The sequence below is a fragment of the Glutamicibacter sp. B1 genome (assembly GCF_039602135.1).
In the GTDB taxonomy this organism is placed as follows: Bacteria; Actinomycetota; Actinomycetes; order Actinomycetales; family Micrococcaceae; genus Glutamicibacter; species Glutamicibacter ectropisis.
On sequence record NZ_CP125942.1, the window covers coordinates 2,042,293 to 2,056,848 of the forward strand.

Genomic DNA, 14,556 nt, shown 5'->3' on the forward strand with positions numbered 1-14,556 from the left:
GAAGTGGATACTTCCAGATCATGGCGTGCACAACAAGAAGTCAAGCAACAATGAGCGCAATGCCCACATAGGTCGTCAGGAGTGTGGCCAAGAGCCATTCAGCGGTGGAACCGGTCTCAGCAAGGATTGGCACAGCCACCCGCCCATTGGACTTCCAGCAACCACCAATGACTGGTAGTTTGCGGAACCACCGCGGCGAACCGATCTTGATGGGCCAAATCAGATTGCAGCCACCGATGGTCAGCATGTCCCCGAGTACATGCACGATTACCCCTAGCGCCACCGCCAAGAGGAACCACATGTTCTCTTCGGGAGCGTTGACGCCGACGAAGGCGCCGGTCGCTAGGGCAATGATCCAGCACAATAACGGTGGCATGAATTTCACTGACTTCACAGCGAAGGAAATCAACAGGATTGCAAAGAGCGCCGCTGCTGGATAGACCGTGCCCAGGGCGACTGTCTGAACATCCCAGCCGTTGGCAAGCCACGCCAAGAAGATGAAAAACGCCATACCTAGGATTGAGTGCGTACCGTTTCGATGGCCTCCGGAGACTTCACCGACGATCCGCGCAAAAATGCTGGAGAAGGGTGGCAGGGCGCGGGCAATGGTCGCCCCATGATGATCAGCATCCGGCAACAATGCGGCCCCTGCGCATACGATCGCACCGGCGAGTGTTTCCCAACGATCCATTTCGAAGGTACCCAGCCCGAGATTAACCGAACCTACGGTGACCGGAGTAGTAATTGCCAACCATGCGGCTGCGCCGCTCACCGCGTGGTGTCCACCCATCATGCATTCAACCTTAGGACTGGTCACCGACGTTTTAGCGGCATGACGGCGGTAAGCTAGGACACATGAGTATTGTGCGCGAAGCAACCATCGATGACTGCCCGCAGATTCTAGAACTAATTCAGGAACTTGCGGACTATGAGAAGGAACCAGACGCGGTGGTTAACACCGTTCAGGCGCTAGAAGAGCACCTCTTCGGGGCGAACCCCCAGGTCTTTGCCCACGTCGCCGATGACGGATCTGGAACCATCGTGGGTATTGCTATCTGGTACTTGACCTATTCCACGTGGGAAGGCCGTCACGGGATTCACCTCGAAGACCTTTACGTCCGTGCCAATCAGCGTGGATTGGGCACAGGAAACGCCCTATTGCGCACGCTCGCCAAAATCTGTGTAGATCGCGGATACAAGCGTCTGGAGTGGCAGGTTCTGGATTGGAACGAACCAGCTATCAAATTTTATGACTCACTGGGTGCCGGCGCACTCGACGGGTGGACCACCCGTCGTTTGGACGGCGATGACCTGGTGGCCCTCGGATCACAAGGAGCTAAGTAATGACCCATTACCGGGGCATGGACGTCACCGACCATTTCATCGATGTACCGCTGGATCACGCAAATCCCGAGGGCGAAAAAATCTCGGTGTTCGCTCGGGAAGTCAGCACCGACTCCAGCAGGCCATGGTTACTGTTTTTGCAGGGCGGACCGGGTGGAAAATCTCCACGCCCGGGATCCCTGGCAGGATGGTTGGCCGAGGCTGTTAAACACTTCCGTGTCCTCTTACTCGATCAGCGAGGCACCGGCCTATCATCACCTGCTAACCGCCAAACCCTGCCTTTGCGTGGCGATTCGGCCGCTCAGGCCCGCTACTTATCGCATTTCCGTGCGGATTCGATTGTGCGCGATGCAGAAGCATTCCGTAAGCATTTGGGCATCGATAAGTGGAGCACGTTGGGCCAAAGCTATGGCGGTTTCTGCACCCTCACGTATCTTTCGCTTTTCCCCCAGTCCCTCACCCGCTGCTTGGTGACCGGTGGCCTAGCGTCCTTGGATCAGGATGCAAGAACTGTCTACCGTGCTACTTATCAGCGCATGGCAGAGCGCAATCGTGAGTACTTTTCTTGGTACCCCCAGGACTTCGAGACATTGCACGAAATTTACCAGCATCTTCGTAGCAACGACGATGAACGATTGCCAAATGGTCAAAAAGTCACCGTCGAATTAGTGCAAATGCTCGGCATGTATCTCGGAGGCAATACCCGAGTCCATCTGCTACACCACATTTTTGAGGAAGCCTTTGTCCAAACGACCGGCGGGCCACGACTCTCGGATACGTTCCTCGATGCGTTACAGGCGCAAGCCTCCTTCGCCTCCAACCCGCTCTACGCCCTGATGCATGAAACGATCTATGCCCAGGGTGCTGCCACGAACTTTGCCGCCGAGCAAGTGCTTCCGGAATTCGAAGAGTTCACAGCGCATGCCGACACGCCTCTGCTCACCGGTGAAATGATCTTCCGGTGGCATTTTGCCACGGATCCGGCTTTACGCCCGCTGGAGGATGTGGCCCGCATCTTGGCAGAGCACGAGCACTTTGGGCCACTGTACGATCTTGAGGTGCTGGCAAAGAACACCGTGCCAGTAGCAGCGGCCGTTTATCACGATGACGTTTATGTGGATCGTGAGCTTTCATTGCGGACCGCTTCTCAGGTCGCAGGTCTGCAACCGTGGGTCACCGATGAATATCATCACGATGGTATCGGCGATGATGGGCCAGCAATTTTCCGTCGGCTCTTGGCCATGACAAATGGTGAGGATCCAGAAGCTGCCGCCAAGGACCAATAGTTACTCAACGCACAAGGCACGCTCTTTCCGCAGGGAAGGAGCGCGCCTTAGCTATAGCCAGAATTTAGCCGTCGAGTCCGGCAGCGATCTGTTCGTTGATATGCTGCAGGAGCGGAACCACACGAGCCAATGCTAGTTGTTCCTCCTGGCTGAAATCGCCGATCCCACTCAAGAGCACGTTGATCGCCCGCGAGCGGTAACCACGGATCTCTTGCAGTCCGTTCTCGGTCAGGCTCACGAGGCTGGCCCGGCCGTCGTTGGGATCGGACTGACGCTGCACCAGCTGGTCATTTTCCAGTCGGATAATTAGCCCGGTCATGGTCGGTTGGGCGACACGCTGCTCAACAGCCAGATCGCCCACTCGCTGGGCACCAAGTCGTTCGAGGGAAGAGAGTACCCGCCAAGCCGTGACGGAGCGTCCCTGTCCGGCGGCCTGACCCAACAGGCGGGACATGGTTCCTGAGGCTAGCGCCAAGTCGGTGGCGACGGTCTGTGTGTCAAGCGATTCTGCGCTCATCATATTCCCCTGGGAGAAGATCCATAAGTAAAGGGTCAGAGAAAACCCGCCGGCCGGGCTTAAAAGACCGACCGACGGGTTGCTCTTTTCGGCTACTCTTTGTTCGTGCCAGTAGCGGTGTTCGAAGCCTTGGAGACTTCTTCAGCTTCTGCGCTAGCGGCTGCCCGCTTGCCCCACGGAGTCCACAGGGACATGACGGTGGCAACCACGATCGCACCAAGAATCACCAGCAGTGAAAGTCCGGTGGAAATGTCCAACCAAGCGTAATCCAGGTGCTCGCCACCATTGATGAATGGCAGGTTGTTCTCATGCAGTGCGTGGAAGACCAGCTTCACGCCGATAAAAGCGAGGATGAAGCTCAGCGCGTGCTTCAGGAAGACCAAACGGTTCATCAATCCGCCGAGCAGGAAGTACAACTGACGCAAACCCATCAACGCAAAAATATTCGCGGTGAAGACGATAAATGCGGACTTGGTTAGGCCGAAGATTGCTGGAATCGAGTCGAAAGCGAAGAGCAGGTCCGTCATGCCGATGGTCACGAAGACCAGAACCATCGGGGTGAACAGCTTCTTACCGTCGACCACGGTACGCAGCTTGGCGCCGTCGAAATCGTCGGAGATTGGCATGCGGCTGGTCAGCTTCTTGACCAAGCCGCTCTCTTCATCCTCATCATCGTCCTTGAGCTGGTTCCATGCGGTCCACAGCAGGAAGGCACCGAAAATGTAGAAGACCCACGACCACTGTTCGATAATCGCTGCACCGGCCACGATGAAGATCGCGCGCAGAATCAGCGCGATAATAATGCCGAACATCAGCACTTCCTGCTGGTACTTTCGCGATACCGAGAAGCGAGCCATGATGATGATAAAGACGAACAGGTTGTCCACCGACAATGCGTATTCGGTGACCCAACCGGCATAGAATTCCTGGCCGATCTGGCTTCCGGCCTGCCACCAAAGGATTCCGCCGAAGATTAAGGCCAGGGCGATGTAGATGCCGACAAAGATGCCAGCTTCTTTCATGGAAGGAATGTGCGGACGTTTGGTGACGTACAGCAGGTCTGCGATGAGCACCGCGCACAAAACAACCAGCGCGATGATCTCAAATTGAATGGTTAACCCATGAGTGCCCACGGACGAGCGACCTTTCGTTGGAGGGTATGGAAAATCGCCGCAAGTCTCTCCGCCGTCATCCAAGCTTCCCTGTAACGAGAAAGCACGTGTGCTGATCGGCTGCTGCGCCCGGCGAAACGTCTTTGGTTCGCGTGTTGACGTTCACAGCATTGGGATACTCCCCTACGTCCAAACATCTAGTGTAGCGCACAGCCTCCCCACAGGCTTTTTTAACCTTCATTTAGGCGTGCCCGGCCGCCTTCATCTGGCGTAGCTCCTTCTTGAGTTCGGATACTTCGTCACGGATTCGCGCAGCCAATTCGAACTGTAGTTCCGCGGCCGCGGCATGCATCTGTTCGGTCATCTCTTCAATTTGGGACAACAGGTCTTCTGCCGGAGCGGCCGCCAAACCGTCCTTACGCACGGTTGTAGAGGCTTTACTCCGCTTCGCGTCCTTTGCCAACCGGTTATTGTTCAGCAGTTCCTGGGTATCGGCGTCTTCGCGGGCCAGCTGGTCGGTAATATCGGCGATCTTCTTGCGCAGCGGCTGTGGGTCAATCCCGTGTTCCTTATTGTGTGCTTCCTGAATGGCGCGACGACGATTGGTCTCTTCGATCGCCTGATCCATCGCGTCGGTGATCTTATCGGCATACATAATCACCTGGCCCGACACGTTACGAGCGGCACGACCAATGGTCTGAATCAGCGAGGTCGCTGAGCGCAGGAAGCCCTGCTTATCGGCATCAAGGATCGCCACGAGCGAGACTTCTGGCAGGTCCAAGCCCTCACGCAACAGGTTAATGCCCACCAGCACATCAAAGGAGCCCATACGTAGTTCACGCAGCAATTCCACACGGCGGATGGTATCCACGTCCGAGTGCAGGTATTGCACGCGCACCTGATGCTCGGTGAGGTAATCGGTCAGGTCTTCAGCCATGCGCTTGGTCAGCGTGGTGACCAGCACTCGTTCGTCACGGTCCACACGGGTGCGGATTTCGTCGAGCAAATCATCAATCTGCCCCTTGGTGGGCTTCACAATAATTTCGGGATCGATCAAACCGGTCGGGCGAATAATCTGTTCCACGAACCCATCGGATTTGCCCAGCTCATACTTGCCGGGGGTCGCCGAAAGGTACACCGTCTGCCCGATCCGCTCCAAGAACTCGTCCCATTTCAACGGACGGTTATCCATCGCTGAAGGCAGGCGGAAGCCGTGTTCAACCAGGGTGCGCTTTCGCGACATATCCCCTTCATACATGGCACCGATCTGCGGCACGGTCACATGCGACTCGTCGATCACCAGCAAGAAGTCGTCCGGGAAGTAATCCAGCAGGCAGTGCGGTGCGGAACCGGCATCACGACCGTCAATATGTCGCGAATAGTTCTCGATGCCGTTGCAGAAGCCCATCTGCTCCATCATTTCCAGGTCATAGGTGGTGCGCATGCGCAGTCGCTGCGCTTCGACCAGCTTGTTCTGCGATTCGAGCTCCTTGAGGCGTACCGCCAGTTCATCTTCGATCCGCTTGATGGCTTTGCCCATGCGTTCGGCACCGGCCACATAGTGGCTGGCCGGGAAAATGTACATTTCGGTTTCTTCGCGGATCACTTCACCGGTAACCGGGTGCAGGGTATAGATGGCTTCAACTTCGTCGCCGAAGAACTCGATGCGCACGGCCTGCTCTTCATACATCGGGATGATTTCAACGGTGTCACCGCGCACGCGGAAGGTCCCACGGTGGAAATCCATGTCGTTGCGGGTGTACTGCATGGCGACGAACTGGCGCAGCATCGCGTCACGGTTCAGTTCCTCACCGGTGCGCACGGTGACCATGCCGGCGACGTATTCTTCCGGGGTGCCCAAACCATAAATGCAGGAGACGGTGGCGACCACGATCGTATCGCGCCGGGTGAGCAGTGAGTTAGTCGCCGAGTGGCGCAGCCGTTCCACTTCCTCGTTGATGGAGGAATCCTTCTCGATGAAGGTATCGGTCTGAGGCACATAGGCCTCGGGCTGGTAGTAGTCGTAATAGGAGACGAAGTACTCCACCGCGTTGTTCGGCATCAGTTCGCGGAACTCATTGGCCAGCTGCGCGGCCAGGGTCTTGTTCTGCACCAGCACCAGGGTGGGACGTTGTACCTGTTCTACGAGCCACGCGGTGGTGGCTGACTTACCAGTACCCGTGGCACCCAGCAGAACGATGTCCTTCTCGCCGTTGTTAATCCGCTGCGTCAGCTGTTCGATGGCCTGGGGCTGATCACCCGCGGGCTCATATTCGCTGATGACTTCGAAAGGGGCAACAACACGCTTAATTGGCTGGGCAAGACTCATAGAACCAGCATATCGACTTGGTTGGACCGAATAGGACGGTCTCTAGCCAGCTTTCAGCTTAAAGCGGGCGCGAGCTACTTGCGCATGCCATAACGGATCGCATTGCGCTTGACCGTTCGCCCGATCGTATTGCTAAAGAAACCCATGGTCATGATCGTCGCCGCGATAATTCCCAGCAGGGCCAACCACCCGGAAATATAAACCACCGGCGAGTAGGGGCCGGTCTCTTGGCTCACAAATTCGGCCCGTCCGCCAAAGCCAAGCCACAGCACCAGGGCAATACCGAAGGAAACAAACATCGTCCATTTGCACGTCTTGTACATCGTCTTCTCCTGCGTTCCTAGGTTAGCTGCTTGTAGAGGGCGTTCACTTGCGCCCGCAATTCTTCGAGGGTGCCAGAATTATCCAGCACATAATCTGCTACCGCCGAGCGTTGCTCATCAGTGGCTTGAGCGTCCATCCGCGATTGGGCCTCATCGGCGCTCCATCCACGATTCTGGATCATCCGGCGGATCCGCTCTTCGTGTGGTGCCTGCACCACAATCACGGCATCAAAATTCTCGGCTTGCCCGGATTCCACCAACAACGGAATGTCTTCGATCACCAGGGCGTCGGCCGGTGCTTGTGCCCGCAACTCGGCCGCACGCTCTCGCACCAGGGGGTGCACGATTCCGTTAAGCTTCGTGCGTGCCTGCTCATCGGCAAACACGATCGCGCCTAAGGCCTGACGATCTAAGGAACCATCGGCGAGTATGACGCTCGGCCCAAAGTGCTCCGTGATCTCAGCCAAGCCCTTGGTTCCCGGGGCGACCACTTCGCGGGCCAGTGCGTCGGCGTCGATCACGACCGCTCCCAGCGCGGCTAATTGTGCTGCCACCGCAGATTTTCCGGAAGCTACTCCCCCGGTCAGTCCCACATGCTTCATGTCTCCACCCTATAAACTATTAGCAATGAACACCAACGATTCGGTCGCGACCAGCTACACCACCCTGCTCGAAGACAGTGTGCACGAGCTAGAGATTAAGCGTTCTCGCTTCATTACCTACCTCTACCGGGTCGACTCCGAATCTGCAGCTCGGGAGCACATTGCGGCCCTGCGCAAAACACATTTTGATGCCCGGCACCACTGCACGGCCTTTATTCTTGGGCCCGATCGAATGACCCAACGCTCCAATGACGACGGTGAACCTTCGGGCACTGCCGGTGTTCCCATGCTTGATGCCCTCGCCAAACGCGAACTGCCCGATCACAGCCACCTTTCCGACGTGCTGGCCGTGGTCGTCCGCTATTTTGGTGGCATTAAGCTCGGTGCCGGCGGGCTGGTGAGGGCCTATTCAGAGGCAGTCTCCACCGCCCTGGACCAAGCCACTTTACTGCGCCGCGAACGCCTGCGCATCTTCGCCCTGCCGGCTTCCCATGCCCTCGCGGCCCGTTATGAAAATGAGCTGCGCGCCGCCGGCTACCAGGTCGAACCCACCCAATGGCTTGCCGAATCCGCGCTAATTCACATTGGTATTCCCGATACCCCTGAAGCCACCGACCAGTTGCACACCCACGTCGCCACGCTCACCTCCGGCGCCGGAGAGCTGAGCGACACCACCACCCGATGGGTTGATCTGATTTGAATCTCGTTCCCCACTCCACCCCCGATCTGCAGGCCCTGCTCGCGTCGCTCAGCCGCTGGCCCGATGTCCAAGCGCCCAACCTTTTTGCTGCCGATGCCGCCGACCGACTGATCCTGGATACCGCCGCCGAACATGTGGCCGACGCCGGCTGGCCCGCCAACATCTCGATCGTCGGCGATCACTACGGGGCATTGACCCTAGGCGCCCTGGCCTTGGGTAGCACCTCGGTACGTGTACACACCGATTCGCTCACCGCCCGCCACGCCATCGAGGCCAACATCCGCCAGCTCATGCCAGAAGCCAGCGAACGCCTCCAATTTTTCTCCCTGGCCGAGGCCGCCGAACAGGCCGCCACCATTTTGCTGACCCTGCCGCGTGGATTGGACGTGCTGGACGAACAGCTCGCGGCCATCGCCGCCGTTGCCACGCCTGAAGCGACGCTTTTTGCCGGTGGCCGCATCAAACATATGAGCCGGTCGATCAACGACCTGCTGATCTCGCGTTTTACCCGGGTCGATGTCTCGCTGGCTCGGCAGAAGTCCCGTGTTTTGACCGCCTCACTTCCCTTGGCGCAACAGCCTCCATCCCGCTTCCCGGCCACCGCAACCCACCAAGTGAAGGGCACCAGTTTTAGCCTGCACGCCGGTGCCGGAACCTTTGGGGCTGCGCGCTTAGACCCCGGAACTCGCCTGCTTTTGGAAAACTTGCCCGATCTTGGCGGCCACAAAACCCTGGTGGACTTGGCCTGCGGCAATGGCTCCATCGGCATGTACGCAGCGCTCACCTACCCCCATCTTCAGGTGGACGCCTCCGATCATTCGGCTTCCGCCGTCGCATCAACACTGGCCGCGGCGCAGTTCAACGGGTTATCGCACCGCGTTAGCGCCACTCAGGACGATGCCCTGCGTCGCTTGCCTAATGCTTCGGCCACGCTCATAACCCTGAACCCGCCCTTCCACATCGGCAATACGGTCACCGCCGACATCGCGTTCAAACTGATCGACGACGCAGCCCGAGTCCTCGCACCCGGCGGCACCCTAGTGTGCGTGTTCAACTCGCATCTGCGCTACCGCAACGAATTGGTCCGGCGGGTTGGCCCCACCACCCAGTTGGCCAGAGATAAGACCTTCACCGTGACCGCTTCCGTCAAGGGGCATTAGGACTTTTCCACAACTCGCGATCGCACGTTTATCGCCCGCGCTCCACCACCGCGTTCTTGGTCCATGAGTGATTCGATCGGTCAGGCCATTGCCGACCTCAACCAGGCAATCAGGAGCACTTCGGCAATCACCGCCGATCAGGCTCTGGCTATCGCTGCACTCATTCCGGACCTGCACCAGTTCATCGCCCCCATTGCTGGTGCAGGGCCGGAAAACCAACCGGCCTACTCACAGGATCCACGTTTCGCCCTGGCCCTGGCACAATCGGTCGAGCTGACCGCCCACCAAGCATTACGCACCCGGGTGTACGCGGCACATCTGCTCGAATCCACAGCAGCCCACACCCTAACGACAGACGAACTGGAAGCCGTCCGCGCAGGGAGCACTGACTTCACCGAACCCGCGCAGTGCACCGGCCAACGCCCCAGTTTTCGCAACAGCACTGACTTGCTCGCCTCCTGGTTGCGCCTAGAACATTTTGAGGCTCAACGTCGAACAGACAGCGCGCACCATGTTTTTGCCCAGTTTGACTACCATCATCAGGTGTACCCTGCACAGTTCCCCCTCATGGCCCAACGGTTTCGTGATGGCTCGCTGCCACCGGCTGAAGCACTGTCCGCCGCACGTCGTTTGGGCTCGCTGGAACCAAAACGCACAGAATTCGCCCCTCCAACCACATCAAGTGTGCGCGATGAGCAGGGCCAGCTAGTCGAGTCAGTACTGAACCTGGAAATGGACGAGCCAGAACCTGCCACCCGACACAAGGCCGTCAACCTCGTTATCAAGACGGCGCGCGAACAACTATCCCAGGAACAGCCCGAAGCTGAGGAAGGGATCTTCCGCAAGGGACTGCGTCGTGGCCTCATTTGGTATGAGATGGGGCTGCGACCGGTTCGCGCGGAACTTTTCGAATCTGGACTCACTCAGAGTGACAACCCACGCTCCGGCGCAGGGCAAACGGCCCGCGAAGCATTCGTCGATGAAAACGCTGAAACGCAAGAGTCCGCAGGCGAACATCCGGACTTCATCACCGATGAGGAAGCCGCCACCGCCGAGTCCACCGATTCCGCGCCCATTTCTCCAGCGGCCCGTCGACTCAACGCGGTCATGAATTTGCTCGAACTCAACGCTAAACGGCTCAAGCGTCTGCAAGAAGCGATGGGCAAACGGGCAAATTCGCCAGATTCTTCGCCTCCTGAGACCGAGGATCTGGACTTACCCGTGATCAAACCGCAGGTAGTGGTCATGTTGACTCTGGCCGAGTTGGAAGGTCGAGCCGAAACCCACGGAATCACGGGACATGGTTTTAAGCTCAGCGCCACCGATCTTCGCCAAACCCTAGCCAAAGCGAAAATCATTCCGATGGTTTTGGGCGGTAAGGGCGAGCTCCTGGACATTGGGCGCAGCCAACGCAAGCATCCTGGCTATATGCGTTTAGGCATATCGGTGCGCGACCGGGGTTGCATTGTGCCCGGTTGCACCATGGATCCCGAACGCTGCAATATCCACCACATCTGGTTCTGGTCGGAAGGTGGAGTCACCTCCGTGTACTGGAGTGCGATGCTCTGCGATACCCACCATCATGATGTCCATGCCGGGCTCATCAAGGTCATTCCAGATGACGGGGTCCCTAAGGTCATTCTCCCGAACTTTGTCGATCCGACCCAGACCCCTGTGCGTAACCGCTATAACGATGTACAAGCGGCCTAACTCGCGCTAACCAGCGACACGTCAGTCTCTGGTCAAAAATATTCCCCGTTGAAATGTCCGTTGGGCTTGCTCATGATTGTCGTGGGCAAGCCCATCGGCGTGCCCCATGAATCAGCCCGGCCACCGTGTAAGCTAAGCCCGCGATGTGCGCATTCATACTGCTCATTCTCAGTGGGTTAAAAACAAAAGTCCAACCCTTTCGGGTTGGACTTTTGCGTATCAGCTAAAGCTAATTACGTTTCCTGCACGAGGCAGAAGCTGAAATTAGTTGCCGGTCAGCTTCTCGCGCAGTGCAGCAAGAGCTTCGTCGGAAGCCAGGGTACCTGCATCGGTGGCTGGAGCCTCCGAGGAGTACGAAGCTGGAGCTGGCTCGGAGCTACCTGCAGCAGCAGGCTCTGCTTCTGCGTCGGCTACGATTGCGGCAGCAACCTGCTTCTTGTGTGCTTCCCAACGCTCCTGAGCAGCAGCGTACTGTGCTTCCCATGCAGCGCGCTGGGTGTCGAAGCCTTCGAGCCATTCGTTCGACTCTGGGTCGAAGCCCTCTGGGTACTTGTAGTTGCCGGCCTCGTCGTACTCTGCAGCCATGCCGTAGAGTGCTGGGTCGAACTCGGTGCCCTCTGGGTCAACACCTTCGTTAGCCTGCTTGAGCGACAGCGAGATGCGGCGGCGCTCCAGGTCGATGTCGATAACCTTGACGAACAGTTCGTCACCAACGGAGACAACCTGCTCAGCCAGTTCAACGTGGCGAACTGCAAGCTCGGAGATGTGAACCAGGCCTTCGATGCCGTCTTCGACGCGAACGAACGCACCGAATGGAACCAGCTTGGTAACCTTGCCCGGTACAACCTGACCCAGTGCGTGGGTGCGGGCGAAGGTCTGCCATGGATCTTCCTGGGTAGCCTTCAGCGACAGGGAAACGCGCTCGCGGTCCAGATCGACTTCGAGAACCTCTACGGTTACTTCCTGGCCAACTTCGACAACCTCTGATGGGTGGTCGATGTGCTTCCAGGACAACTCGGAAACGTGTACCAGGCCGTCTACGCCGCCCAGGTCCACGAATGCACCGAAGTTGACGATGGAGGAAACAACGCCCGGACGAACCTGGCCCTTTTCCAGCTTGTTGAGGAAGGTCGAGCGAACCTCGGACTGGGTCTGCTCGAGCCATGCACGGCGGGAAAGCACAACGTTGTTGCGGTTCTTGTCCAGCTCGATGATCTTGGCTTCGATTTCCTGGCCGATGTATGGTGCCAGGTCGCGCACACGGCGCATCTCGACGAGCGATGCTGGCAGGAAGCCACGCAGGCCGATGTCCAGGATGAGGCCACCCTTGACAACCTCGATGACGGTACCGGTAACGACGCCGTCCTCTTCCTTGATCTTTTCGATGTCGCCCCAAGCACGCTCGTACTGAGCACGCTTCTTGGACAGGATCAGGCGGCCTTCCTTGTCTTCCTTGGTCAGAACCAAGGCTTCAACGCTGTCGCCAACGGTGACAACTTCACCTGGGTCAACGTCGTGCTTGATGGAAAGCTCGCGGGAAGGGATGACACCTTCGGTCTTGTAACCGATGTCGAGCAGAACTTCGTCGTGGTCAACCTTGACGACGGTGCCTTCGACGAGGTCACCATCGTTGAAGTACTTGATGGTGGCATCGACTGCGGCCAAGAAGTCCTCAGCAGATCCAATGTCGTTGATTGCGACGACTGGTGCGCTGTTGTTCTCGTTCGAGGTGATGGTCATGTAGTAGGGACTCCGATGTGGATAGATTTGGTCAGTCGAAACCCCGGAAGTCCCGGAATTTCGAGCGGGTATAACTTGTTTGCGGCCACAACTAGTGCGATGGCACACTGAACAAGTCTACGCGTATACCAGAGTGCGGGTCAAAGCGTAACCCACTAACATCCACGTCAGCATTTTGTGAACTTCGTCATAACATCGGGTTCACGGACAGGTTATTTAGAAGGCGTGGGCGGTGAATCCAGCACGCCGTACGTCAAATAAATCCACGTTGGTACACAGTGTAGCTTCAGAAACTCGCCGGGCACGTCCAATATCAAGAAGCTGTTGCAAAGTGGTCGTTCCCAAATACAATCCAGCCAGTTCGCGTTCGCCCATCGATACTTGCCCGACCCCGTCGAGCTGTACTGACCCTTCAGCAACTTTCCTCACCGAGGCCGACCCGTGCACCACCTCAAACACATAGGTGCCGCTCACCAACCCCAATCGATCCTGCACCGTGACCGCTAATCGACCATCGTGGTGATAACCGCGAGCTTCAAAGGCAGCGATCACGTCCAGGACGCGGAGCCACAATACGTCGTCAACTGAACGCACCTGGTAATCTCGCACGTCTGCGAGCACCTGCCGCAACGGATCATCGACTGAGCCCTGCCCATGGACCTCGTGAATCAGATCGTGGCTAGCAACGTATTCTAGTAGCTTCAGCCGTGCCACATCACTGGTGGCTACCAGTTTATGCACGACCATTTTTGATTCCGGTTCGTCCCACCCACCAAATTTATAGGTAACGAAGCCACCTAAGGTTCCTGCTTCGTCGTAGTAGGCGGCATGACGCATGTTCTTGGCCTTGCTCAGGGTGTCCCATCCCTCCCATCGCCCTAGCGCGACCCCTTTGTCGTGCGCTGTGCCATCCACAGAACCGAAGGTGTGTTCAAAAGCAGAAACCATCAGCTGCTCAAATTGTGTCTCAAATTTTTCAGGATCAATATCGAGGATCGATCCCGGAAGCTCAACCAACAACTTCAACCCGTTACGGCACTTGAGTTTTAAGGCGCGTCTGGTATGTGGCAGGTTCGAACCCGAACCGGCCATAAATACTTGCTTCCGATGCGCCCAATGCCGCCAGGGCAAACCCTTGGCTTTGCGCGAAGTGTAGATCGCCAGTGATTTGCTGGGTCAAAAGGCCACGCCGACGATGTGTCGGGCTAACGGTCACTGCAGTAATCTTATGCACCGGAACCGGGCGGACTCCCCCAGCATTGAGGTTTCCGGGGAATGAACCATAGGTCAGCACCGGCGCTGTGGCATGACGAGAGAATGTTTCAACCTGCTGATCGAAGACCATCGAAAAGCGAAGCTGCTGTGCCACCATCAGCTGCGCGTAGGTCGTCCTGCAGTCTTTATCAGGTTGCTCTTCGTAAAAACCGACGGTCGTCGCCTGCTGAAACTGACCAATCAGTTCCCGATCCGCTCCATGCAGTTCGGCAGCATTGTAGGTAACGGTGTGCAACGCACCCGTTTCGTGGTGTTTCACTACGCTCTCCCCGTATTGTTCATCCTCATGGGTTCAACCTCATGGGCACAACCTAATCTGCTCAGCATAACTGCGCACCCATTTTTGTGTATAGGTGCTTGTCGCCCAGTGAGCAAGACCTACAGATACAACAATGCTGCCGGGAGCGAACGCTTAGAGGTCCGATCCCGGCAGCACCTAGTCACTAACTGACTTATTG

General features: G+C 57.4%; 14 protein-coding genes. 5 read left to right on the forward strand and 9 right to left on the reverse strand.

Annotation, left to right across the window (positions count from 1 at the left end):
- Positions 1 to 40: 40 nt before the first annotated feature.
- Positions 41 to 793: a metal-dependent hydrolase gene (locus QMQ05_RS09475; RefSeq protein WP_058254556.1), complete on the reverse strand. Its 753-nt coding sequence runs from the start codon at positions 791 to 793 to the stop codon at positions 41 to 43.
- Positions 794 to 855: 62 nt separating this feature from the next.
- On the opposite strand from QMQ05_RS09475, the gene QMQ05_RS09480 reads away from it, so the two are divergent.
- Positions 856 to 1,344: a GNAT family N-acetyltransferase gene (locus QMQ05_RS09480; RefSeq protein ID WP_345469507.1), complete on the forward strand. Its 489-nt coding sequence runs from the start codon at positions 856 to 858 to the stop codon at positions 1,342 to 1,344.
- Positions 1,344 to 2,630: an alpha/beta fold hydrolase gene (locus tag QMQ05_RS09485; protein WP_345469509.1), complete on the forward strand. Its 1,287-nt coding sequence runs from the start codon at positions 1,344 to 1,346 to the stop codon at positions 2,628 to 2,630. The genes QMQ05_RS09480 and QMQ05_RS09485 overlap by 1 nt, the downstream gene beginning before the upstream one ends.
- A gap of 64 nt (positions 2,631 to 2,694) precedes the next feature.
- Here QMQ05_RS09485 and QMQ05_RS09490 read toward each other — a convergent pair whose 3' ends face one another.
- From QMQ05_RS09490 to coaE, 5 genes are all read right to left on the reverse strand, one after another.
- Positions 2,695 to 3,150 (reverse strand): MarR family winged helix-turn-helix transcriptional regulator, encoded by a 456-nt coding sequence (locus QMQ05_RS09490; protein ID WP_345469511.1) that lies wholly within the window; start codon positions 3,148 to 3,150, stop codon positions 2,695 to 2,697.
- A gap of 89 nt (positions 3,151 to 3,239) precedes the next feature.
- Positions 3,240 to 4,280 carry a TerC/Alx family metal homeostasis membrane protein gene (locus QMQ05_RS09495; protein ID WP_345469513.1) on the reverse strand — a complete coding sequence of 347 codons (1,041 nt, stop codon included), beginning with the start codon at positions 4,278 to 4,280 and terminating at the stop codon, positions 3,240 to 3,242.
- A 220-nt stretch (positions 4,281 to 4,500) separates the two neighbouring features.
- Entirely contained in the window at positions 4,501 to 6,588 is a 2,088-nt protein-coding gene (uvrB, locus tag QMQ05_RS09500) for an excinuclease ABC subunit UvrB (protein ID WP_345469515.1), read from the reverse strand.
- 74 nt (positions 6,589 to 6,662) lie between these two features.
- Entirely contained in the window at positions 6,663 to 6,911 is a 249-nt protein-coding gene (locus QMQ05_RS09505; RefSeq protein WP_141686237.1) for a hypothetical protein, read from the reverse strand.
- A 17-nt stretch (positions 6,912 to 6,928) separates the two neighbouring features.
- Positions 6,929 to 7,513: a dephospho-CoA kinase gene (coaE, locus tag QMQ05_RS09510; protein ID WP_345469516.1), complete on the reverse strand. Its 585-nt coding sequence runs from the start codon at positions 7,511 to 7,513 to the stop codon at positions 6,929 to 6,931.
- Between the two features lie 25 nt (positions 7,514 to 7,538).
- Between coaE and QMQ05_RS09515 the strand changes: the two genes are divergently transcribed.
- The 3 genes from QMQ05_RS09515 (at position 7,539) to QMQ05_RS09525 (ending at position 11,083) form a co-directional block, all read left to right on the forward strand.
- Entirely contained in the window at positions 7,539 to 8,213 is a 675-nt protein-coding gene (locus QMQ05_RS09515) for a YigZ family protein (protein WP_334122908.1), read from the forward strand.
- The gene (locus QMQ05_RS09520; RefSeq protein WP_345469519.1) at positions 8,210 to 9,373 is read left to right on the forward strand and encodes a class I SAM-dependent methyltransferase; all 1,164 of its coding nucleotides are present in this window, start codon (positions 8,210 to 8,212) and stop codon (positions 9,371 to 9,373) included. Before QMQ05_RS09515 ends, QMQ05_RS09520 begins: the two co-directional genes overlap by 4 nt.
- A 63-nt stretch (positions 9,374 to 9,436) precedes the next feature.
- Positions 9,437 to 11,083 carry an HNH endonuclease signature motif containing protein gene (locus QMQ05_RS09525; RefSeq protein ID WP_345469521.1) on the forward strand — a complete coding sequence of 549 codons (1,647 nt, stop codon included), beginning with the start codon at positions 9,437 to 9,439 and terminating at the stop codon, positions 11,081 to 11,083.
- A 264-nt stretch (positions 11,084 to 11,347) separates the two neighbouring features.
- On the opposite strand, the gene rpsA is transcribed toward QMQ05_RS09525, so the two are convergent.
- The 3 genes from rpsA to QMQ05_RS09540 all read right to left on the reverse strand — a co-directional run bounded on the left by rpsA (position 11,348) and on the right by QMQ05_RS09540 (position 14,357).
- Complete coding sequence (rpsA, locus tag QMQ05_RS09530; protein ID WP_058254564.1) at positions 11,348 to 12,823, reverse strand: 30S ribosomal protein S1; 1,476 nt, start codon at positions 12,821 to 12,823, stop codon at positions 11,348 to 11,350.
- A gap of 216 nt (positions 12,824 to 13,039) precedes the next feature.
- The gene (locus tag QMQ05_RS09535; protein ID WP_345469526.1) at positions 13,040 to 13,915 is read right to left on the reverse strand and encodes a GNAT family N-acetyltransferase; all 876 of its coding nucleotides are present in this window, start codon (positions 13,913 to 13,915) and stop codon (positions 13,040 to 13,042) included.
- A complete protein-coding gene (locus QMQ05_RS09540) occupies positions 13,854 to 14,357 on the reverse strand; it encodes a GNAT family N-acetyltransferase (protein ID WP_345469528.1) in 504 nt (167 codons plus the stop codon). Before QMQ05_RS09540 ends, QMQ05_RS09535 begins: the two co-directional genes overlap by 62 nt.
- Between the last annotated feature and the right edge of the window lie 199 nt (positions 14,358 to 14,556).

Excerpts from the sequence above, each read along its gene's own strand:
- QMQ05_RS09475 (WP_058254556.1), bottom strand. The coding sequence starts at position 793 with ATGATGGGTGGACACCACGCGGTGAGCGGCGCAGCCGCATGGTTGGCA.
- QMQ05_RS09480 (WP_345469507.1), top strand. The coding sequence starts at position 856 with ATGAGTATTGTGCGCGAAGCAACCATCGATGACTGCCCGCAGATTCTA.
- QMQ05_RS09485 (WP_345469509.1), top strand. The coding sequence starts at position 1,344 with ATGACCCATTACCGGGGCATGGACGTCACCGACCATTTCATCGATGTA.
- QMQ05_RS09490 (WP_345469511.1), bottom strand. The coding sequence starts at position 3,150 with ATGATGAGCGCAGAATCGCTTGACACACAGACCGTCGCCACCGACTTG.
- uvrB (WP_345469515.1), bottom strand. The coding sequence starts at position 6,588 with ATGAGTCTTGCCCAGCCAATTAAGCGTGTTGTTGCCCCTTTCGAAGTC.
- QMQ05_RS09505 (WP_141686237.1), bottom strand. The coding sequence starts at position 6,911 with ATGTACAAGACGTGCAAATGGACGATGTTTGTTTCCTTCGGTATTGCC.
- coaE (WP_345469516.1), bottom strand. The coding sequence starts at position 7,513 with ATGAAGCATGTGGGACTGACCGGGGGAGTAGCTTCCGGAAAATCTGCG.
- QMQ05_RS09515 (WP_334122908.1), top strand. The coding sequence starts at position 7,539 with ATGAACACCAACGATTCGGTCGCGACCAGCTACACCACCCTGCTCGAA.
- QMQ05_RS09525 (WP_345469521.1), top strand. The coding sequence starts at position 9,437 with ATGAGTGATTCGATCGGTCAGGCCATTGCCGACCTCAACCAGGCAATC.
- rpsA (WP_058254564.1), bottom strand. The coding sequence starts at position 12,823 with ATGACCATCACCTCGAACGAGAACAACAGCGCACCAGTCGTCGCAATC.
- QMQ05_RS09535 (WP_345469526.1), bottom strand. The coding sequence starts at position 13,915 with ATGGCCGGTTCGGGTTCGAACCTGCCACATACCAGACGCGCCTTAAAA.